Below are 21,225 nucleotides of genomic sequence, written 5' to 3'. Positions count from 1 at the left end.
AGCCGACACAATAAAGTCGACTGATTCAGTCGCCTTTATTGTTGGTATGTTTAGGTATCGCTTCAAAAGCTTGGGAAAAGTAATAGCTTTCAACCTGAGGCCTAACTAAATCACAAGCTAACCCAAGGTCATCATTTTTTGTGAAAGGTAAATGTTCTGATAGAACCTCTTTTGACTTTTTATCAACCGTTTTAAAAGATTCAATAATTCTTAGAGGAACGTGAAACTGATGATCTCTCACGAGAAAGAAATAGTATTGGAGATGCTCGCCATATGTCGCAGCGTTATTAATCTCGCTACCAATTTTCACAGCTTCAACACGACTGCCTTCACAATCAAATTTAAACACATTGGTAATTTCTGCTTCCATAGAGCCTGGTACATAAACGATATAGCCAGCACTGAGCTCATGACCAATTAATACATAGCTCTCGTCGCGCTCATGCAGTTGATACGCAAAAGAATGAAATGCACTACAAAGTAAAATGAATCCAAGCCGTTTCTTCATTTTGTCTTCAACTCATCTATGACTTTACGTACGAAGTTTGCCTTAGCATCCGTATATTTTTCGATGGTAATTTCAGCTTGTTCCATCAAAGAAAGTTTTAGAGAAACATGAGGAAAGTGCGCAATACCTAGTACCATATCGATAATAGGTTTGGCAGGCATATCCAAAATGGCAGTACTGCCAATATGCTCGATTTGAGTTGACATCATCTCCGTCACTAACGCCAGTTCAGATCGGCTGCGTGCAAAATCCTGTCGACATGCAGGATCATGCTTAACAACACCTACGTTGTAATTGGCTAAACCTAATTTCATCCATCCCTCTCCTAATAAATCCAAATATCATAAGAAGGAAATTATCCAATCACCAAAGTAAAAGCCAAACTTCCGGCACACCCGACACTAATTACTCAACAAATAGAGTCATCTCTGGTGTACTTTTGGTTTGGCTTTTTACTGTTAAACCGTCTCGGTTTTCGCCTCTATCTTCTCATTCACTTTATCGCAAATGTACTCTCCAATCGGCATTGCAGATGTCGCTGCGGGAGAGGGTGCGTTGCAAACGTGTAGGCTTCTGGCGCTCTCGGCAAACAAAAAGTCATGAACCAAGGTTCCGTCGGATAACACCGCTTGTGCGCGAATACCCGCAGGATATGGTTTGAGATCTTCTACCTTGATGCTAGGGCAATATTTGTTGACCAACTTGAGGTAGCCCGGCTTCCACCACGAGTTCTTAAACTCATCCAGTCCGGTTTTTAGATACTTTTGTGTCACCTTCCAGAAACCGGAGAAACTGAGCATTTGCATGGTATCTTGCAAGCTGAAGTTAACCTTGTCGTACCCTTCCCGCTTCCAGCCTTGAACCGCATTTGGACCAACAGTCACACTGCCATCAATCATGCGAGTCAGGTGGACGCCCAAGAATGGCAAATCAGGGTCTGGAATTGGATAAATAAGATGATTCACCACTCGGTCGTGTTTGCTATCTAAGCGGTAGTATTCACCACGATAAGGGATGATTTGGAAATCGGTCGGAATAGACATCATCTTAGTCATGCGATCCGCCATCAAGCCACTGCAAGTAACCAAGAACTTGGTATTAAGCTGCATCGTTTGACCGTCTGAAATGCAGGTCAGTTGGACTTCTTCATCCTTCTCTTCGGCAGCCACCACTTTGGTTCTCAGGCTGATTTGACCGCCGAGCTTTTTGAACTCTTCCGCCATCTGCTCAGTGACCAAACGATAATCAACAATGCTAGTGGTTTTGACATAAATCGCACCCAAGCCAGTGATGTTTGGCTCAGCCAGTTTGAGTTGAACTTCATCGAGTAGCTTTACGTCGATGCCGTTGACATGGCAGCGCTCATAGAGGGCATTCATGCGTTCGACTTCTTGCTCATTGGTCGCAACCAATAACTTGCCACAGTTCTCCACCGGAATATCGTGCTCAGCACAGAACGAAATGGTTCGCTCTACCCCACGCTTACAAAAATCCGCTTTTAAGCTGCCCGGAGCGTAGTACACCCCAGCATGAATCACGCCGCTATTGTGTCCGGTTTGGTGCTTGGCAAAACCGGACTCTTTCTCAACCAATAAAATGGATTTGTCTGGATGACGTTGCTGTAGTTGCCATGCTGTCGACACACCAACGATACCGCCACCAACAATGATGTAGTCATAGACTGATTTCATACGACCTCTTATAAAACCGATAGTTGAGATTGTTGCAATTTGAACTTGCGACCACTGTAAATGAACACCGCGACAAATACCGCACAGCTTGCCACACGAACCAACATTGGGATATCGTGCCAAACCAGCAATGTACCCACCACTACCAACAAGAGACGCGTCAGAATGTTTAGAGGACCTTCCAAGTAGCCTTCAATCGCACCAATCAATGCATAGGTTCCGATGATGGCGAAGAAGCCCACGGTAATTACCGACGTTACATCCCAACTTACTAAGCCTGTGTAAGCAATCAGCAGCGGTACAAGATACAAACCTTTAGCGATTTTCCATGCCATCAAACCGGTACGCATTGGCGGTGTTTTAGCGATGGTTGCCGCAGCAAAGGCGGTCAAACACACTGGAGGCGTTACGTTGCTGTCTTGCGATAACCAGAAGATGATGAGGTGAGCAGCCAGCAATGCCAAGCCTACCGCTTCCATACCCAAACTTTGCTCTAGTAGGGTTTCCATAAAGTCAGCAGGTACTAGCGCCACCATTTCTTTCGCGGTTTCCAACGCCATTGGCGCATTAAGCAGTTCCAGCTTTTCTGGCGCCGCCAACATAAAGATGGCTTTTGCTTGTTCAGGCAATTGACCCGATACCATCAATTCAAGCAATTGGTTTTCTGCAATCAACTTGTAAAGCGCAGGGGCAGACAGTGTTCCCAATACAATATACGCCGCTGTTACAGGTAAACCCATACCCAAAACAAGAGAAGCGAGTGCAATCAGAACGATCATGATGAACAAGTCGCCATTCGCCCAACCGTCGATCATCAGTGAGAACGTGTTGCCGATACCCGTTGTGCTGATCACATTGATCACCAGACCAATACCCACCAGCAATACGGCAGTTGTCGCCATGTTTTTCGCGCCTTGCGAAAGTGCTTCGATGATCGCTTTTGGTCCCATCTTGTGATCTTTCGAGAACCAAGACGCCACCACTACTGAAATGATCGATAAGCCAGCAGCGTAAGTTGGCGTAAAGCCTTGAACCAACAAAGTAACCAATACCGCCAGTGGGATAAGGTTGTGCCAACCGCTGATCAACACTTTCAATAGAGATTCATCGCTGGTCGTGATTTTTTGAACACCGCTGCGTTTGGCTTCTATACGCACAAAGAACGCAACAGACAAGAAATAGATAAGAGCAGGAATGAAAGAAACTGCGATGATATCGACATAAGGAATTTGCGTGTAAGACGCCATGATGAAAGCACCCGCGCCCATCACTGGTGGCATCAACTGACCACCTGTCGACGCCGCAGCTTCAACCCCCGCTGCAAAGCGCGAAGGGAAACCCGCTTTTTGCATCAAAGGAATACTGATAACACCGGTGGAAACCGTATTTGCCACACTTGAGCCCGATACTGAGCCCATCAATCCCGAACCAATCACCGCAATAAAACCGGGACCACCGATGATTTTGCCTGCCGCAGCTCGTGCCACATTGATGATGTAATCACCTACACCAGAACGAACGAGAAACGCACCAAACAGAATGAACATGAATACGAATGTCCAACTGATGCGCGAAATAGAGCCAAACATACCCTCAGAAGAATAGAAACTGCGGTAGAGCAAGGTTTCCATGCTCAAACCCGGGAAATGGAAAATGCCTGTTGCCCACTTACCCCAAAGCACAACGTAACTCAGACACACCACAATCAGCACTGGAATAAACCAGCCCATGGTGCGTCGGATAAGCTCAATCACAATCAGGATTGCCATGATGGCGAAGACCCAATCGCTGGTCACGAACTTCACGCCACGTTCGTAGAGCGCATCTTCGGCATAGGGAATGTAGAGCAAACACGCGACCGCACCCATAGCAATTAACACATCGATACCGAGTGCAATCTTACTCTGCTTGAGAGAGATATGAGCCGGATACCAAAGCGCACAAATCACCGCAAAGCCAGCAAAGTGGGTAGCGGATATCCATAACTCTGGTAACGTCGATAAGGTGTTAAACCAAATGTGCAAAGCAGACAACACAACGCCAAACACTGTAATTGTGGTGGTTACCCACGGAAAATCAGTGCGCGTGGGCAGCTCAAACTTCTGCAATTCCTTTTCTATTGAGTCGCTCATCTCATACTCCAAGCTCTGGCGGCTTTTTCCATCTTAGAAATCGGTAGGGATAAAATGCCCCGAGCCGAAACTCGGGGCCAAGTTAGCGTTATTTCGCCATTAGATCTGATGGGATTTCGATGCCCATTTCTTTGTAGTAACGTGCCGCACCTGGGTGAAGAGGCACTGGCAAGCCAGCGATCGCTTTCTCAATCGCCATTGCTTTGGTTGCTTTGTGGATTCCTTGTAGGAAAGGCAGGTTCTCGTAGATCGCTTTGGTTAGCTGGTAAACGTCTTCTTCCGAGATATCTTCACGAACTGCCAAGAAGTTTGGCTGTGCAATGGTGGTAATCGGCTTATCTAGACCCGGGTACGTGTTCGCTGGGATCTCGTACTTCGTCCATAGGTTGTAATTGCCGTTCGCCTCTTTGATTTGTTCGTCAGTAAACGAAAGAATCGAAATGTCTTTACCCAGCGCAGCAAAAGCTTGAGTAACCGCACCAACAGGTACACCTGCAGGCGTGTTCATACCGTCAATGGTGCCGTTTTGAAGTGCGCTCGCACTACCGCCGTAGCCCATGTAAGCAAGATTGAATTTATCAGGGTCGACCTTCAGGCCTTTCATGATTTGGCGACCAGAGTTTTCAGTACCTGAGTTCTTCTTACCGATAGAGAACTTCTTGCCATCTAGGTTGTTCAGGTCAGTCACTGTGCCCGTTTTTGCTAGGTCAGAGCGAACAATAAAGTGCTCAACGTTTTGCCACAGCATAGAGACTGAACGCAGCTGCTCTTGGCGACCGCTTTTCTCATAAGGACCTTCACCAGACCAAGCCCATGCACCGTAAAGACCTTGTAGAATCGCGAACTGTGCTTCGTTTTCGTTCAGCAGTTTGACGTTTTCACCAGAGCCCGCAGAGCTGATTGCAGAAAGGGAGAAGTGGTGCTTTGGTGCCAATTTCACTTTGCTTAACGTCGCCAACGCTACGCCCACAGGGTAGTAAGTACCACCTGTCGATGCCGTTGCAAGAATGTAGCTACGATCTTCTGCCGCAGCGTTAGCAGCAATACCAAAAGAAGTCACAGCGACAGCCAAAGCTTTTACCAGCTTATTCATTTTCATTATTACTCTCCGTGTAGTCGTTTCACGATTGGGGATTTACATCATGTTAAACCTTTATTAACAACACATTCCCTAGAGCAATTGAAATGCCAACTTTTAAACCTTTGTATTTATTGAACTAAGAGCTGAAATACATCAAAAATGAGCAAGATTCTGCTGATTTGATAGCAAAGCAATGAGCAAGATCTTGCCTATCTAAGATGAGAAGGTTGTACGCCTAGATCGCAAAAGGTTAATAAAATGTGATCAAGACAAAATAAATGCACGATTCACTAATAAGCAATATTTTGCCGATGCAATTTTGGATTGAACTGCAACTAATGAGCATCTTAACAATAAGAAGAAAAAGCGTATCATTCTAAACTGCTCACTTTATCAGCTAAGGTTTATAGCCTAAACGACTTCAAATAGCACAAAAATACAGCAAAGCAAGCCATGTTACAGAAATGAAAAGTCATTTATTCTGATTTTCAATTTAAAAAGCAGCTCGATCCACCAGTTCAGAAACAAACATTGACCGTATCAACTTATTTTCTACTTCGGGGTTGTACCAATAGCCCTATGTTCGTTAGTGTAACAACACACCAAGGCAAACGTATTCCTTGGTATTTTTTCGTCATTAAGGATTACCCATGTCAGCAACTGCGCAATCACAATTCGCTTTAAAACGCCCATCTGGCGTTGCTGCTGCGATCCTCCTGCTCTCTCTGAAACTGATTCAGAGCTGACAGGCTATATCTAAACTTTCTGTCAGCTTGAGAAGAAGCTGACGGGAACACCACATACTCCTCCCATTCCTTTCAGTTTCTTCCAAGCGAAACATAAGAGGAATAACAATGTTAAGCGCACGCAATATCGCCGCTTTGGGCTTCATGACTTTCGCCATGTACTTAGGCGCAGGTAACCTGATCTTCCCTCCATTTTTGGGTTACCAAGCAGGTGAAAACTTTCTGAGCGGGATGTCTGGCTTCCTCTTAACGGGTGTTGGTCTGCCTGCGATGGCACTGGTGATGGTGGCTATCGTAAACGGTTCAGACAAATTAACCGCTGCCCTGCCTAAACCTTTGGCGACAAGTTTTTGGGTGATGGTATTTATTGTGATTGGCCCTGCGTTCGTAATCCCACGTGCGATTACCGTCGCTTATCAATTCAGCTTTGCGCCAATGTTTGGTGATGCCGCTTTGGTGCCTTTCACTATTGCCTTCTGTGCTATCACCATTCTATTTGCTCTATATCCGGGTAAGTTGGTCGACAACCTAGGCAAGATCTTAACGCCTGCCTTGATGGTAATCTTGATCATCATGTCTGTGACGGCTTTGGTTTCTCCTGCAGGTGAGCTAACTGCCGCAACGGGACCATACGTATCTGGCGCATTTGCTGAAGGCTTAACCCAAGGTTACATGACCATGGATGCATTAGGTTCTATCGGTTTTGGTTGGATTATCTTCCGCGCGATTCGCAGCATGGGTGTGGATTGCCCGAAAGCCACCGCAAAATACACGCTAATCGCAGCTTTGATGTACGCGGTTGCCATGGCGTTTGTTTACATCTCATTGGCTTACATTGGCTCGACAAGCTCATACTTGGGTTCTGAGTTCAGCAATGGTGGCGACATTTTAACGGCATTCACCTTCAGCCACTTCGGCGCGTTTGGTTCACTACTACTAGGTGCCGTGATGGTATTGGCGTGTTTGACTACTGCTATCGGCGTAACCACCGCAGGCAGTGAGTTCTACGACAACACTTTCAGCAAAGTGAACTACAAAGGCTGCGTTATCACGACCATGGTATTGGCTGGTTTGATCGCCAACGTAGGTCTAGAGCAACTATTGGCTATCACATTGCCAGCGGTTGTGGCGCTTCACCCAGTCGCGATTGCGTTGATGATCATGGCACCAGTGCGCAACAAGATGTCGCAAATCATGGTGGTAGCAACCGCATTCACTGCTCTAACGTTTGGTTGTGTTGATGCGCTGCACATCCTAGGTTACATGCCAAGTTCCACTGATGAGTGGATGGGTAATTACATGCCTCTGTACAATGACTTTGCTAGCTGGATTGTGCCTAGCGTATTTATGATGATTGTTGGTCTGCTGTTTACGACGAAAACCAACCAAACCGAACAATTCGAGCTGGTGAATGAATAGCCGTTTAACATAAGACATCGCTCAATAAGTGCGTTACTATGTAGCTCGCTTATTGATATCAGGCAAAGGAGTTGCCTGAATGAAAGATTGATATGGGTCGCCTATGGATAATCAGTATCTAGACATCAGAACACTGAACTTTATCGTTATTCTGTTCTCTTGCATTTACTCTATTAGTCTGCTTTGTTATCAATACACTCAGGGTAGAGTCAAAGGCTTAAAAACCTTCTCGATATCACTACTGTTTATTGGTTTAGGCCCTTTTTTACTTGGCTTTAGAGGCTCTGCGCCAGACTGGCTGACCATCGTCATAGCCAACACTCTCATATTAGTCGGCTTCTTGCTTACGCTATATAGCGTAAGCATTTTTCGTCAATATCCTTTAAAATTGGCTCACTGTCTTACCTTGTTAACACCTGTTTTCAGTGGTTCATTTTACTATTTCACCTTCCATGACCCTTCTATCAAAAGCCGCATTATTTATCTGAGCATGTATATTTGTATCGTCACCTTCTTTAGTGGTGTCGCCATGCTTAAAGGTACCCAAAAGGACTTAAAGCTCCCTGTTAAAGCAATGGCTTACTCTTTCTTTGGATTTAGTTTTTTTATGGGATTTAGGGCGCTTTGGAGTACTTTTTCAGGTGAGTTACCAAGTTTTATGGTCGCAGGCCTTATCCATCAGCTGACTTTCTTATTTAGCATCTGCCTGATCGTTGCTTTGAGCTTTAGTATGCTGTGGTTAATTAACGGACGCTTGGTGCAATCCATAAATGATCTCTCTCATTTAGATGCACTCACAGGGCTATATAATCGTCGAGCCATGGAAGAAATCGTTCCAAACTTGGTTAGTAAAGCACATAAAAAAAGCCAAGCAATCAGCATTATTATGACTGATGTCGACAAGTTCAAAGCGATTAATGATCACTATGGTCACACGGTTGGCGACTCCGTCATGGCAACGATCTCCACTATTTTTAAAAAGCATCTTCCTGAGTCAGCCTGCATTGTGCGATTTGGTGGTGACGAGTTCATGATTGTTTTGCTCGAAAAAGCACAACAAGCCAAAATTGTCGCAGAGCAAATTCGCCTTGCGGTCGAAACTGAAACCGCTTTGCAATCATTTAAAACTGAAGTGACCATGAGCTTTGGTATCAGTCAGTTATCTGAGGGGCAATCACTTCAAGAGGCGCTTGCTGAAGCAGACGAAGCGCTATATAGCTCTAAACATACTGGAAGGAACCTCGTTACCTTGTTTGGAGAAGGGAAAGACCTAAATTATAAGTTTGTCCCAGCTCCAGTCAAAAGCGCATAACGTGTTTGTTATGCCAGTAATTTCGAATTAGCTAGAAATCGCACTAAGTATAGTCGGAGCGATTCAAACCAAACTTCTGCATCTTTTGGTTAAGGGTTCGACGTGGTAAATCCAACTCCTGCATCACCTCATTGATGCGTCCATGATGCCTAACTAAAGAATCATGTAGCACCTTACGTTCAAAGTTATGTAGCTGAATCGCCAACGGCACGCCCGCATGCGTCTCTTCGGTTGTTGAGGATGGTCGACTGGAGAGAATTTCCATTACGGAGACGGTTTCATCCAATGCAAAACGCATCGCTACATTCCTAAGCTCACGTACGTTACCAGGCCAAGAGTAAGCAAGAATGGCCTTTCTATCGGCTTCACTCAGTGGGCGGCTCTCAGGGTTACTTTTCAGAGCAAAGTGTTCGAACAAGATCAACGCATCATCTTCTCGCTCAGTTAGCGGTGGCAAATAGATCTGCGCCACATTAAGACGATAGTACAAATCCTGACGAAACTCGTCATGATCATTGAGATCTTCTTTCGCGGCGGCGATCACTCTCAAATCAACTGAGATCTGTTGGTTGCCCCCAACGCGCTCTACCGTATGTTCCTGTAATGAACGCAACACTTTCACCTGCATGGACAGCGGCATACTCTCGATTTCATCAAAGAATAAAGTGCCTTTATCCGCGTATTCCAACTTACCAATGCGCTTTTTACCCGCTCCGGTAAATGCCCCTGCTTCATGCCCAAACAGCTCACTTTCAAACAGGTTCTCAGGAATAGCGCCACAGTTGATTGGCACAAAATGATAGGATCTGCGTTGGCTTTCATTATGCAAACTGGTCGCCACCAGCTCTTTACCACAACCTGTTTCGCCGTAAATGATCACGTTAGTATCAATGCGTGCTAACTTGGCTACTTGTTCTCTAAGCTGTTGCATCACTCGGCTTCGCCCAATCAACACCTCTTCTAAGCCGCTAACGCTAGATAGGTACTCTTGGCGATCTTGAGTAGACGTTTGTGCGCGATAGCTCTCGACCGCTTCGGTTACTCGTTGGGATAAACGCTCAGGTTGGAAAGGTTTCTCAATAAAATCGAACGCACCGTTTTGTAACGCCCCTACTGCCATATCGACGTCACCATGTCCGGTGATCAAGATAACTGGCGTTGGGATGTGATTAGCAATCAGGCTTTCTAGTATCGACAAGCCGTCGGTGTCCGGCAGGCGAACATCACTGACAATCGCATCAAATTCTTGGCTAAGAATGGCCGCTTTGCCCTCTTCGCCTAGACTGAATGCGGTCACGTCGAACCCCGCCAGTTGCAGCCACTGACTGGTAGCCTGACGAACAATGTCATCGTCTTCGATAAGTGCAATTTTAGGGGTGTCGTCAAAAGCCATGAGTTACTACCGTAGGTGGAATAGAAATCGCTCTTTGCTAACGGTAGCAAAAACCACTGAGGAGAAAAGGAGCTAGATCTCACTTCTTGCTTACAAGTCTTTAACATCCAATCAGTTAGGCGCACTCTTTAATGACTCTCGGTGAGAACGCACTAGCTGAACGGAGTCAGTATGCAGCGCAAAAGGAATGGCAAAACGTGGCTTGTGGTCGTAATTGCAGCAGTGCTGATGTTGTCTTGTTATAGCGCCAGCAGAGAGGTTGCTCGTCAATGGTTGAGCGTACAAACTCAAACCGAAGCTCAACAAAAACTGCTCGACTATATCGGTGAAGTTCGCCGTGCACTCAAACGTTTCTACCACTTACCTTACCTCGTCACCAATAACCCAGAAACCATCGCTTTTGTGAAAGGGAATCTGACTTATTACGAACCGTTGCAAACCCAACTGACTCAACTAGATAAAGCCGCCAATACGGAAGGTTGGCTAATCCTGTCTAACTCTGGCGAAGTATTGGTCTCAAGTTTGATCGAAGAGCGCTTTAGCCTGTCTGACCGAAAAGCCATTGTGGAACAAATTCACAACCAAGGCGGCGGTGTTTCCTTGGTGAACAAAACCAAAGGTTCGAGCCCATTGTATTATCTTGCAGCCCCTATCTACGATGGTCTGGATATCGCTGGCATTGTGGTGGTGCAAATCAACCTTAGCCTATTGACCGAACAGACCATTACTAGCCAAGACATCATTACGTTGCAGAACCGTCAGCAACGCTTTTTCCTATCGAGCAGCTCGCTCTATAACGCAGACTGGTTTAACGAACCGAGCAACACCGTTCAGTTAGAAACGCAACGCTTATACGACAACACCAACATCAGTGTGTGGACGCTCAACCAACAGCGTTATTTTGCACACACCGTTAAATTAGATGATTTGAATTGGTACGTCAGCTACCTCACCCCTTCTAAGCCGATTCAACAAACCATCAATGTGATTGGTTGGAGCGTAGCAGCGCTGCTCTTATTGGTTGTATTGCTCGTCATCATTGGCTTACAACGACGACAAAAGCACATCAATCAACAACGAATTCAAGCTCTGTTGGAAGAGTCCCAACGCCGCTTGAAACAGATGATCAATAAAACCCACGTTGGTTTGCTATTGATTGATGAACAAGGGCAACTGTTCGACCTCAACCCAATGGCGAAACGTTTGTTCTGTTTACCAGAAAGCGTCAATCGACACGCTTTTGCTTGGGAGTTATTCGACGCTGGCAATCCCAATTCCACAACACTTAAGTTACTAAAGGACCTGCCTAAGCATAAAGAGCTCGCAGAGATCAGCACGGTCGAAACCATTGCCAGACGCAGTGACGGTAGCGTCTTCCCTGTCTTGTTCTCACTGACCAGTTTCCCTTGGCATGGCGAGCAGTATTTCCTTGCGACGATCATCGACATCAGCAAGCGGAAAAAAGCCGAGCAATCACTGCAACAGGTCAACCAAGAACTGGCGCAGCGAGTTGAAGAGCGAACTCAAGCGCTAAAAGAAGCACAAAGCCAGTTGATTGAATCGAGCAAAATGGCCGCCTTGGGTCGCATGTCGAGCGCGATCACTCATGAGCTCAATCAGCCACTGACGGGCTTGCGCACCCTGCTCACCACGAACGAGCTACTAGCGGAACGCGGTGAAACCGAGATGATGAAAGCCAACAACGTATTGGTGCAGAAGCTGATTGATCGCATGGCAAGCATGACCAGTCAGTTAAAGACGTTCGCCTACAACAAACCAGAAAGCCTACAGGCGATTTCTCTTACCTCCGCACTCGAAGAGACCTTACGCGTTTATCAATCCCAATTAGACAAGGTGGATGTGCGTGTGCGCGTTCCTCATGATTTACCTAATATCATGGGTGAAGAACAACGACTGCTTCAGGTGCTCGGTAATCTTGTCTCGAATGCGCTAGACGCAATGAACAATACCACCAACCCGCAGCTCAGCTTGATCGTCAACCCAACCAGCAATCAGGTCGAACTGATCATCAGTGATAATGGCTGCGGCGTGTCGGATGAGATGCTTGAATCCATGTTCGAACCCTTCCAAACCTCAAAGAAAATTGGTGAAGGATTGGGGCTGGGTTTAGCGATTACGGCCAACAATATGCGTGATATGAACGGACAAATTACTGTGCATAAGAATGAACAAAATGGGCTGACTTTCACTTTATTGTTCAAATCAGCCTAAGGTGATATTGATTACAAAATCATCATTAGAACTAGGCATCCCCGCTGTTTGAGAAAAACACGATCTCGATACAAGAATCCCTCCTTGACCTACACTATTCTCAAGCAAATAAGACGAATAACTTCCGAACGATAAAGAGTGAGAAACATGATTAAGTTTCCTGAACATTTTCTTTGGGGCGGTGCCATTGCTGCAAACCAAGTAGAAGGGGCGTACAACCTTGGGGGTAAAGGGTTATCGACATCAGACATGCTGCCAAACGGTATTTTGAGTCCGCATCAAACCCGTGAAGAGCGTACACCGGGTATCAAAGACGTGGCGATCGACTTCTACAATCGCTACCCAGAAGACATCGCGCTGTTCAAAGAGATGGGCTTTAACTGTCTGCGTCTCTCTTTGGCATGGAGCCGCATCTTCCCGAACGGGGACGAACTAGAACCTAACGAAGAAGGTTTGGCGTTCTACGATAAAATTTTTGACGAACTTGCCGAGCACAACATCCAACCTTTCGTGACATTATCTCACTACGAAATGCCTTACGCACTGGTCGAGAACTACGGTGGTTGGGGCGATCGTCGCGTCATCGAATTCTTCGAACGTTATGCTCGCACCGTGCTGGAACGCTACAAAGACAAAGTGAAGCTGTGGTTAACGTTCAACGAAATCAACATGTCTCTACACGCACCATTTACTGGTGTTGGTTTGCAAGAAGACGCCAGTGAACAAGAGATTTACCAAGCGATTCACCACCAACTAGTCGCCAACGCAAAAGCGGTAAAACTGTGTCAGCAAATCGTACCAAACGGCAAGATTGGTAACATGCTGCTTGGCGCAATCAACTACCCATATACCTGTAACCCTGATGACGTGCTTGCTGCAATGCATGAAAACAACAAGTGGTTGTTCTTCGGTGATGTGCAAACACGTGGTCAGTACCCTGGCTACATGAAGCGTTACTTCCGCGAAAACGGCATTGAAATTCAGATGGAAGCAGGCGACTTAGAAGAAATTGCGTCTGCGAGTGTCGACTTCATCTCATTCAGCTACTACGCAAGTGGCTGTGCAAGTGCAGACCCGAAACAGAAGGAAGTGGGTAACATTGTCGATAGCGTACCAAACCCATATCTTGAGAAGAGCCAATGGGGCTGGTTGATCGATCCAAAAGGCCTGCGCATTCTGCTGAACTTCCTTCACGATCGCTACCAAAAACCACTGTTTGTCGTAGAAAACGGCTTAGGTGCACGTGATGAAATCGATGAAAACGGTGAGATTCAAGATGATTACCGCATCGCTTACTTGAACGACCACCTTGTGCAAGCACACGAAGCGATTCTGGATGGCGTTGAGTTGATGGGCTTTACCAGCTGGGGGCCAATCGATTTGGTCGCGAACTCAACCGCTGAGATGAGCAAACGTTACGGCTTTATCTATGTCGATCGTTATGATGATGGGCAAGGAACGCTAGAACGTAAACGTAAGAAAAGCTTTTTCTGGTATCAAGACGTGATTCGTACTTCAGGCGGTTCATTGAAAAGCTAAGCCTGTTGTCTAGGTACAAAGTGCAACTAGGCATTCGCCTAAACCATCAAGCCCTGCAATTGCAGGGCTTGAATTTTAAGGTGTTTATTCATTTAGAGATTAAACTGCAATCTCTCCACCGTCTTCACGGCGAATAACCACTGTCGCCGCTCGTGGGCGCACAGAAACACCAGCAGGCGTTTCTTCGGCTGCATCTTCACTGTATGGCCAGTTGCCTGGGTGCTGAATATTCACAAACAATGATTTGTAATCAGGGCTGATGGTAAAGCCTGTTACTTCACAACCATTTGGTCCGACAAAGAAGCGTTTCAATTCAGCTTGATTATCCGCACCAATCACAGCTTGATCACCATTCTCATCTGTTAGCTTAGATGGAACAACAGCCAACATTTGATCATTGGTGTAAGACGTGACTTCATCTGCGCCGTTATCAGTCTGAATCCACAAAATACCACGGCCATCAAACGCTAATCCGTCTGGGCTCGCAAACTGGTTTAACTCATTCAAGCCAGAACGGTTGGTATCTGCATCACCATTTGCTGGCGAACCAAACACAAAGATATCCCAAGTAAAGTCAGTTGCTGAAGCACCTTCATCCCAACGGATAACATGACCAAACTTATTATTCAAACGTGGATTCGCAGGATTGGTTTCATCTGTACGGCGCGTATTGTTCGTCAATGTTAAATATACTGAACCCGTGAATGGATCAACCGTACACCACTCTGGTCGATCCATTGGTGTTGCCCCAACTAAATCCGCCGCACCCGCAGTATTGATGATAATTTCAGCCAGTGAATCAAAGTGATCCGCTAACGTACCACCAGCGGTTGTTACGCTATCAAGCGTTAATGGTAACCAAGTACCTGTGCTGTCTTCATTGAAGCGCGCCACATACAGTGTGCCTTCGTCCATGTACTTGTCACCCATCGCCAAGCGGTTATCAGGGTTAGCATCTGCTGGATCCCACGCTGCCGCAGATTCAAATTTGTATAGGTATTCAAAGCGAGAATCGTGACCAGAATAAAATACCACTGGTTTGCCTTCTTCAAGCTTACCGAAAGTACAGCCCTCGTGACGGAAACGACCTAGCGCAGTACGTTTCTTCGCACGTGAGTTTTGCGTGTAAGGGTCAATCTCGACAATGTAACCGTGACCATTGGCTTCATTACGGTAATCATCCATCGCACTTGCTCCTGTTGGAGCCACATTAAAGCGAGAGAACTCATCAAGACGCTCTTCTGCATTACCTGCTAATGTCTCCCACAAGTAGCGTGTGCTTTGGTCATCAACACCAATGCGATCTTGCTCTTCTGTACGAGTCCCGGCGTTAACAAAGTAACCAGGCCAGTTCTCTTCACACGTTAAGTAAGTGCCCCACGGCGTGTAGCCGTTGCCACAGTTGTTTAACGTACCACGCGCTTGGCTGCCATCTGGTGAGAAACGAGTGACAGTTAAAGATGTGTGGGCTACCGGGCCAGACAAATCCATGACTGTCGCACCAGTATAACGACGGTTTAGTGGGTCAGTATCAACCAACTTCCACATGTTGTCTTCCAGTTGAATGCGAACCACTGATACACCGTGCGCGTAAATCTCTTTGCGCACTTCATCTACAATGGTACGTACGCCATTTTCAACCGTCGGACCGTTTGGATGCAGTGCTGATGTGTCGATGTACTCGTGGTTAATACATAGCAAGCCATCTGTAGTGCTATCGTTCAATGGGAAAAAATGCATGCCGTCATGGTGCATGCCTAGCGCATTTAACTGATCGGTACTGGTGTTGGTACCATCATTTTGCCATGCGCTGCCTTGTGCATTAAGTGGTGTTCCCCAAGGTACTAGTACTTGTGCGGTGTAGCCTTGTGGAATTGAAACTGCGTCAGTGAGTGAGCCAGGGATAGATTCAAAGTTAAGAACGGCTTTAGATGCGCCCGAACCACTGCTTACTGTACTCCCTGAGTCAGACGAGTTACAACCAGCCAATCCGAAAGCACCAAACGCTGTCATCGCACTGATACCTAAACCACCTTTCAGAATGCTGCGTCGAGATAGGCTCGCTTCTAATACTTCTTCAAATGGTTTGTTTTCACTTTGGTTATAACGCGTCGCGTCAAAGGTTTCCTTGCTCATTTTTACTTTCCCGATCTTATAGTTTAATTAATAAATAAGTGATTAGTTGAACGGCAAGAAGTTTGGATAAGAAAAATGACAAAAGTGCTTAAAACATATGAAACTTGTGTTTCAACAATACTGCAAACCAACCAACACAGCTAACGAAGCAATTAAATTCTGGTCACATAATCACCAACTGTATCGCTTCATTCTGATTTTACTTGGGCTAAAGTATGATAGAAGGTATAAGGTGTACGAAATCAAATCATCTACGAGAGATAATCATGAAATTAGACAAGATCGATAACAAGAGCCGTCGTATCCGTAAAAAGCTGTTCTTAGGTGAGTTCGCAATCCTAGGTTTCGAGATCAGCTGTGAAACAGACATTAACGACTTCGACCGTTACGATGCATTCGTTGATGACTTTATCGACTACATTGACGAGCTTGGTCTTTGCTTCGGTGGCGGTGGTCTAGAACTGTTTGAAGGCTTCCTATGTTCTACTAACCGTTACGGCAGTGCGACTGAAGAACAGAAAGCGCAAGTTATCAAATGGTTAGAAGCACGCCCAGAAGTGAAAAGCGCGCAAGCGGGCGAACTAGTTGACGCCAACTACCTGTAACTAAAGGGCAACCTGTAATACGCAGAGCTCAATAAATGGTAGAGAAAGCTGGTCTTAAGACTGGCTTTTTTATTTTTGGAAGAATGCGATATTAAAAATAGGGTGCTTGGGAAGTTGCGCGGAGTGATTTTGGCGTTTTTGAGCTGGCAATCAACGGGAAACTGCGTTCCACAGCCAGCTCGTGCCTTTAGGTATAATTAACTATGATTTTTTAGCTGGGGCGTCTTTCGTGTCTTTCCAGTATTGAATACGCACACGATGTAGCTGAGCTCTTCTAGTCTTTTTCATAGTAAAGTCCCTCATCTTATATAAGTAACGCTCCTCATGGAGCTTATTGTCTAAGGTCGTATCCCCTTCAATCTATAAGGGAATCAATCATTTAACCGTGACCAATTTCACAACATAATGATAATTACCGATTTCTTGCAGCCTGTTTTTACTGGCAAACGGCATATTATCTATCTGACACAGTTAACTTACTCACCAGATATGACAGAAAAATGGCAATCAAGTTCCCTACTTATACTGTCATTGAATCTTAATAAGGATTAACAAGGTGGGCATTTCAGATTTACCATACTGTTTATAAAAACCGCAAGATTTTTTATTTCTTTTCAAACAAATCTCTACTCAAGATCAATTCACTTTCATCTTTATCGTCTCCCTTTTAACGCATTGTGATCCAGTTCAATCCACAGAACTCGGAACAAAAAGCGCTCATTAATACATTCACCACCAAACTTGTGCGAGATCTCTTACAAGAGTTGTAAGCAAATAGATTAACCACGTCTAAGAGCAATGCCAGAAAAAACATTAAACATATGATTTAACAGTAATATTTAAATTCACTTAAAATAATAAGTAAAAATAATTTAGAAAAGTTAATTGAGTCAAATCAGCAAAACATCAATACTCAATTTGTCGACAGGATGTTGGCGGGAACAGGAAAAAAGCCTAAAGGATTGGGTATCTTCAGGATGAAGATTTGATAGCTTAGGATGAGTTGTCAGCAAGGATGTAGTTAAGCTCTAGGATAGAGTTCGCCCGTCAGGATGATAGGCAAGAATGGACACCGCTAGGAAGGCGATGAACAAGGAACTCGGTTAAAGGACTTAGCCACAATCAAGGATAGATGCAGGGAGCACCTATTAGTAGCTGGATTGCTGCGAAAAAGAATAAGCCCCGTCTGGGAAACCAGGCGGGGTTTTATTTTGTCTGTAATGTATTGATAAAGATTCATCTTTATCGTTTAAGTCTTCTCTGTTTTCATAAAACACCGTGCTATCATTTTCTTTACGTCTCCCAACAAAGCTCTCAGAAAATCACACACTATGCTTAATCCTGTTTGGTTACATACATTTAAGACATTGATTGAAGTCGGTCATTTTACGCAAACGGCAGAAAAACTTTTTATGACTCAGCCTGGCGTCAGCCAACACATCAAAAAATTAGAGCAAAGTTGTCAGCATGCCTTGATCAAGCGCGAAAACAAAAGCTTCGAATTAACCGAGCAAGGCAGGATTGTCTACGCATATGCGCTCGAGTTAGAAGATAGAGAGAAGAAGCTGCTCGAAGAGCTCAGTTTTGATGATGCGTTTTCAGGCCACTGTAAACTGGCTTGTTCTGGTGCAATGGCGTTAATGTTGTATGGGCCCATTTTGGAGAAGCAAAAACAGCACCCGAGCTTATCGTTACATTTAGAAGCCGCGCCAAATCAATCTATTCTCAACGCTATAACGCAAGGGCACATCGATATTGGTATCGTGACTGATGTTCCCAACAAAGGTCTGTTTCACAGTGAGCGAATTGGTAAAGAGAGGTTGTGCTTGGTTCTGCCAAAGCATTATCAAAATAAGCAGATAACGCCACAACTCTTGCATGACTGTGGTGTCATTAGCCACCCTGATGCCGAGCATTACATGACGCTGTTTTTTGACCAGTGTGAAGAACCACAGCTCCAAGAAATTAAGATGAGCGATTTACCATTATCCGGCTACGTAAATCAATTGAGCCAAATTTTGCTACCTGTCAGCAAAGGACTTGGCTTCACCGTGCTGCCTCAAAGTGCGGTCGACAATTTTCCACTAAAAGACACGTTATACATTGCTCAACTGAAAAACACTGTATGTGAAGAGCTATTTCTGGTTCGTAAGCGCAGTCGTGCTCTACCTCTGCGCTATCAGACCATCAAAGAAGTGTTATTGGATGTGGTCGGTGGTGCGCATCAATGATGTTAGCCACTCTTCGCTGGTAATGCGTTTATCTTGGCAATCCACCCAATAGGGTTTGCCAGATAACCAGCTCTTTGACGCGACCTCTTTTATAAACACTTCTACAGAATCAACGTCATCTTTGGCGTAATCCCATTTATTGCGCATGTGTTCTGCCGCTTCTTGATTAGTGTACGCCTTGCCGTTACGGATAAAGGTGCAAGAGGATTGCTCAACTCGTTTTATCAACGTCGAGATATCTTGCTCTACCCCTGCTAGTGCAAAGGTAGGCAGAATGCTTAATGTAAGTAACAACGTCCACTTTGCTTTCATCGCACCTTTATCCTTATCCCTGACCACGTAACTACTAATAGTAACTACTGATAAGTGACTTAACTATTCTGGTGTTTGGCTGTTTAGCTCAGCAATTATTGCCACCATGCCTTAGCAGGCTGAGGCTCCGCAATCGCCAAGCGTTGACCAATCTCAGGGCTCACTAACGTTACACCGCGCTCTTCACTAATGTCTAACGCGCGTTGCATCGGTTCATTCCAATCGTGCATCGACAGATCAAACGTGCTGTTGTGAATCGGCATCATCACTTTACCCTGCACATCAATGTGTGCTTGAACACTTTGCTCAGGGAACATGTGAATGTCTGACCAAAGTTCATTGTATGCACCTGTTTCAATCATGGTGAAGTCAAACGGACCGTACTTTTCGCCAATCTCTTTAAAGCCATTGAAGTAACCAGAGTCACCACTGAAGAACACTTTGTGTTGTTGTGCATTAATAACCCAACTGCCCCACAGTGTCGTATCGCGGTCTGTCAAACCTCGACCAGAGAAATGCTGAGTCGGAGTCAATGTATATTCAATACCGTCGACAGAATGTGACTCCCACCAATCTAGCTCGATCACTTTCTCCTTCGGCACACCCCAATTCACCAGTAATTGGCCAACTTTTAACGGTACCAAGAAAGTGCCCACCTTGTCGCCTAGCACTTTAATAGAAGCTTTATCTAGGTGATCGTAATGGTCATGACTGATCACCACCACATCGATAGTTGGCAAATCTTCTATCGTGATGGGGGTTTGGTGAAAGCGTTTTGGCCCTGCCCATTGTACAGGAGACGCGCGATCACTGAATACAGGGTCGGTCATCACCAGTTTTCCATCGAGCTTCATTAATACGCTTGAGTGACCCAGACGATAGATGACGTCATCTTGCTCTTCTAACAGTTGCCGCGCTGTGATCGCATGCACTGGAATTTCAATCGTTGGTGTTGGGTTAAGGCGCTCAGTCGTAAAATACGCTTTCATGATTTCGAACATGTCGCCCAAACCGCTTTTGTATTCCAACTCTGTATTTGCAAATTTGTCCGGGTATGTTGGCGCTTTTTCAGTATCAACATTAGAACAAGAAATCATTGATGTACCCATCGCGAACGCTCCTACTGTGGCTAGCAAAGTTTTTTTCATAAAAAGTTAACCCGAACAAAAGTAAACTACACGGTGCAGTTTACATTCTAATTATCAAAAGTAAACTACTTAGTGTAAAATAGATCAAGAAATGATCGTCTTAACTTAGCAAGCTTATGAATGTAAAAAGAAAAAGTCGTAGCGAAACCAAAAGAGAAGCCATCTTGTGCGCGGCAAGGCAAGCGTTCCAAGAGTTTGGGGTGCAAAACACCAGCATGGATAAGCTCTCTGCAATCGCACAAGTCTCTAAGCGCACGGTCTATAATCACTTCCCTTCTAAGGAAGCGATCGTGACGGAGTTGCTGACTGAGCTTTGGCGTTCGTCAATGATGGAAAGCGATATTAAACGCTTGGCCACTCTGCCACTCAAAGATCAATTGATTGAATTACTCTACAGCGAGATCATTGTGGTGACGGAACCAAACTATATTGAGCTGGCAAAAGTGGCATTTGGGCACTTCTTATTTAAGCCAGAAGATCTCAAAGAACAAGCAGAACAAATGTCGAAACAGGAAACCGCCCTGTACCGCTGGCTTACGGAGAAATCGAACAGTGGCGCTTTGCAAATTGATGATGTACATATAGCAAGCACTCAATTGCACAACTTACTTAAAGGCAGTGCATTCTGGCCGCAGTTAATGGGAATTCGCCCCTCTTTGTCGAATGAAGAATCTAGGCTGTTAGCTACCCAAACGGCGGAACTTTTTTTAAGTCACTATCAAAACAGCTAAAAACAGCGG

General features: G+C 45.3%; 16 protein-coding genes. 7 read left to right on the top strand and 9 right to left on the bottom strand.

All coding sequences use genetic code 11. The features are described 5' to 3' along the window. Positions 1 to 25: 25 nt before the first annotated feature. From R7070_RS00240 to R7070_RS00220, 5 genes are all read right to left on the bottom strand, one after another. Positions 26 to 508: a hypothetical protein gene (locus tag R7070_RS00240; protein ID WP_033906248.1), complete on the bottom strand. Its 483-nt coding sequence runs from the start codon at positions 506 to 508 to the stop codon at positions 26 to 28. Beyond that, positions 505 to 822, bottom strand: a complete 318-nt coding sequence (locus R7070_RS00235; RefSeq protein ID WP_033906247.1) for a GrpB family protein — start codon at positions 820 to 822, stop codon at positions 505 to 507. The genes R7070_RS00240 and R7070_RS00235 overlap by 4 nt, the downstream gene beginning before the upstream one ends. Positions 823 to 966: 144 nt before the next feature. Then, positions 967 to 2,199, bottom strand: coding sequence for an L-2-hydroxyglutarate oxidase (gene lhgO / locus R7070_RS00230; protein WP_256900349.1), 1,233 nt, complete (start codon positions 2,197 to 2,199; stop codon positions 967 to 969). An 8-nt stretch (positions 2,200 to 2,207) separates the two neighbouring features. Continuing rightward, entirely contained in the window at positions 2,208 to 4,331 is a 2,124-nt protein-coding gene (locus R7070_RS00225) for a TRAP transporter permease (RefSeq protein ID WP_009705104.1), read from the bottom strand. An 88-nt stretch (positions 4,332 to 4,419) separates the two neighbouring features. Next, on the bottom strand, positions 4,420 to 5,430 hold the full coding sequence (locus R7070_RS00220; protein WP_005374185.1) for a TAXI family TRAP transporter solute-binding subunit: 1,011 nt from the start codon (positions 5,428 to 5,430) through the stop codon (positions 4,420 to 4,422). An 836-nt stretch (positions 5,431 to 6,266) separates the two neighbouring features. Here R7070_RS00220 and brnQ point away from each other — a divergent pair. After that, on the top strand, positions 6,267 to 7,577 hold the full coding sequence (gene brnQ, locus R7070_RS00215; protein WP_047102829.1) for a branched-chain amino acid transport system II carrier protein: 1,311 nt from the start codon (positions 6,267 to 6,269) through the stop codon (positions 7,575 to 7,577). 103 nt (positions 7,578 to 7,680) lie between these two features. Next, positions 7,681 to 8,889 (top strand): GGDEF domain-containing protein, encoded by a 1,209-nt coding sequence (locus R7070_RS00210; RefSeq protein ID WP_318141068.1) that lies wholly within the window; start codon positions 7,681 to 7,683, stop codon positions 8,887 to 8,889. Positions 8,890 to 8,932: 43 nt separating this feature from the next. Here R7070_RS00210 and R7070_RS00205 read toward each other — a convergent pair whose 3' ends face one another. Then, on the bottom strand, positions 8,933 to 10,282 hold the full coding sequence (locus tag R7070_RS00205; RefSeq protein ID WP_318141067.1) for a sigma-54 dependent transcriptional regulator: 1,350 nt from the start codon (positions 10,280 to 10,282) through the stop codon (positions 8,933 to 8,935). 171 nt (positions 10,283 to 10,453) lie between these two features. Between R7070_RS00205 and R7070_RS00200 the strand changes: the two genes are divergently transcribed. Further along, positions 10,454 to 12,514, top strand: coding sequence for a sensor histidine kinase (locus R7070_RS00200; protein WP_017635523.1), 2,061 nt, complete (start codon positions 10,454 to 10,456; stop codon positions 12,512 to 12,514). 147 nt (positions 12,515 to 12,661) lie between these two features. Continuing rightward, a complete protein-coding gene (locus R7070_RS00195; RefSeq protein WP_064354480.1) occupies positions 12,662 to 14,053 on the top strand; it encodes a glycoside hydrolase family 1 protein in 1,392 nt (463 codons plus the stop codon). A 99-nt stretch (positions 14,054 to 14,152) separates the two neighbouring features. On the opposite strand, the gene R7070_RS00190 is transcribed toward R7070_RS00195, so the two are convergent. Then, complete coding sequence (locus R7070_RS00190; RefSeq protein ID WP_104980344.1) at positions 14,153 to 16,189, bottom strand: PhoX family protein; 2,037 nt, start codon at positions 16,187 to 16,189, stop codon at positions 14,153 to 14,155. A gap of 266 nt (positions 16,190 to 16,455) precedes the next feature. On the opposite strand from R7070_RS00190, the gene R7070_RS00185 reads away from it, so the two are divergent. Together R7070_RS00185 and R7070_RS00180 are read left to right on the top strand one after the other, a co-directional pair. After that, positions 16,456 to 16,794, top strand: coding sequence for a YggL family protein (locus R7070_RS00185; RefSeq protein ID WP_054701928.1), 339 nt, complete (start codon positions 16,456 to 16,458; stop codon positions 16,792 to 16,794). A 1,331-nt stretch (positions 16,795 to 18,125) separates the two neighbouring features. After that, on the top strand, positions 18,126 to 19,025 hold the full coding sequence (locus R7070_RS00180) for a LysR family transcriptional regulator (protein WP_054574492.1): 900 nt from the start codon (positions 18,126 to 18,128) through the stop codon (positions 19,023 to 19,025). Here R7070_RS00180 and R7070_RS00175 read toward each other — a convergent pair. Together R7070_RS00175 and R7070_RS00170 are read right to left on the bottom strand one after the other, a co-directional pair. Beyond that, positions 18,993 to 19,337 (bottom strand): DUF5329 family protein, encoded by a 345-nt coding sequence (locus R7070_RS00175; protein ID WP_213885401.1) that lies wholly within the window; start codon positions 19,335 to 19,337, stop codon positions 18,993 to 18,995. The genes R7070_RS00180 and R7070_RS00175 overlap by 33 nt on opposite strands. Before the next feature lie 95 nt (positions 19,338 to 19,432). Beyond that, the gene (locus R7070_RS00170; RefSeq protein ID WP_031780877.1) at positions 19,433 to 20,446 is read right to left on the bottom strand and encodes an MBL fold metallo-hydrolase; all 1,014 of its coding nucleotides are present in this window, start codon (positions 20,444 to 20,446) and stop codon (positions 19,433 to 19,435) included. Between the two features lie 155 nt (positions 20,447 to 20,601). On the opposite strand from R7070_RS00170, the gene R7070_RS00165 reads away from it, so the two are divergent. Continuing rightward, a complete protein-coding gene (locus tag R7070_RS00165) occupies positions 20,602 to 21,216 on the top strand; it encodes a TetR/AcrR family transcriptional regulator (protein WP_025768062.1) in 615 nt (204 codons plus the stop codon). Positions 21,217 to 21,225 lie beyond the last annotated feature (9 nt).

This window comes from Vibrio sp. 1557 (assembly GCF_033340175.1).
Lineage (GTDB): Bacteria > Pseudomonadota > Gammaproteobacteria > Enterobacterales > Vibrionaceae > Vibrio > Vibrio alginolyticus.
The sequence above is the reverse complement of the archived record's forward strand: the minus strand, read 5'-3'. Positions and strand labels throughout refer to the sequence as shown.

What these genes read in the sequence shown, in the direction of transcription:
- R7070_RS00170 (WP_031780877.1), bottom strand. Translation starts at nt 20,446, where the DNA reads ATGGGTACATCAATGATTTCTTGTTCTAATGTTGATACTGAAAAAGCG.
- R7070_RS00205 (WP_318141067.1), bottom strand. Translation starts at nt 10,282, where the DNA reads ATGGCTTTTGACGACACCCCTAAAATTGCACTTATCGAAGACGATGAC.
- R7070_RS00185 (WP_054701928.1), top strand. Translation starts at nt 16,456, where the DNA reads ATGAAATTAGACAAGATCGATAACAAGAGCCGTCGTATCCGTAAAAAG.
- R7070_RS00225 (WP_009705104.1), bottom strand. Translation starts at nt 4,331, where the DNA reads ATGAGCGACTCAATAGAAAAGGAATTGCAGAAGTTTGAGCTGCCCACG.
- brnQ (WP_047102829.1), top strand. Translation starts at nt 6,267, where the DNA reads ATGTTAAGCGCACGCAATATCGCCGCTTTGGGCTTCATGACTTTCGCC.
- R7070_RS00175 (WP_213885401.1), bottom strand. Translation starts at nt 19,337, where the DNA reads ATGAAAGCAAAGTGGACGTTGTTACTTACATTAAGCATTCTGCCTACC.
- R7070_RS00180 (WP_054574492.1), top strand. Translation starts at nt 18,126, where the DNA reads ATGCTTAATCCTGTTTGGTTACATACATTTAAGACATTGATTGAAGTC.
- R7070_RS00195 (WP_064354480.1), top strand. Translation starts at nt 12,662, where the DNA reads ATGATTAAGTTTCCTGAACATTTTCTTTGGGGCGGTGCCATTGCTGCA.
- R7070_RS00240 (WP_033906248.1), bottom strand. Translation starts at nt 508, where the DNA reads ATGAAGAAACGGCTTGGATTCATTTTACTTTGTAGTGCATTTCATTCT.
- R7070_RS00190 (WP_104980344.1), bottom strand. Translation starts at nt 16,189, where the DNA reads ATGAGCAAGGAAACCTTTGACGCGACGCGTTATAACCAAAGTGAAAAC.
- R7070_RS00210 (WP_318141068.1), top strand. Translation starts at nt 7,681, where the DNA reads ATGGATAATCAGTATCTAGACATCAGAACACTGAACTTTATCGTTATT.
- R7070_RS00165 (WP_025768062.1), top strand. Translation starts at nt 20,602, where the DNA reads ATGAATGTAAAAAGAAAAAGTCGTAGCGAAACCAAAAGAGAAGCCATC.
- R7070_RS00235 (WP_033906247.1), bottom strand. Translation starts at nt 822, where the DNA reads ATGAAATTAGGTTTAGCCAATTACAACGTAGGTGTTGTTAAGCATGAT.
- R7070_RS00220 (WP_005374185.1), bottom strand. Translation starts at nt 5,430, where the DNA reads ATGAAAATGAATAAGCTGGTAAAAGCTTTGGCTGTCGCTGTGACTTCT.
- lhgO (WP_256900349.1), bottom strand. Translation starts at nt 2,199, where the DNA reads ATGAAATCAGTCTATGACTACATCATTGTTGGTGGCGGTATCGTTGGT.
- R7070_RS00200 (WP_017635523.1), top strand. Translation starts at nt 10,454, where the DNA reads ATGCAGCGCAAAAGGAATGGCAAAACGTGGCTTGTGGTCGTAATTGCA.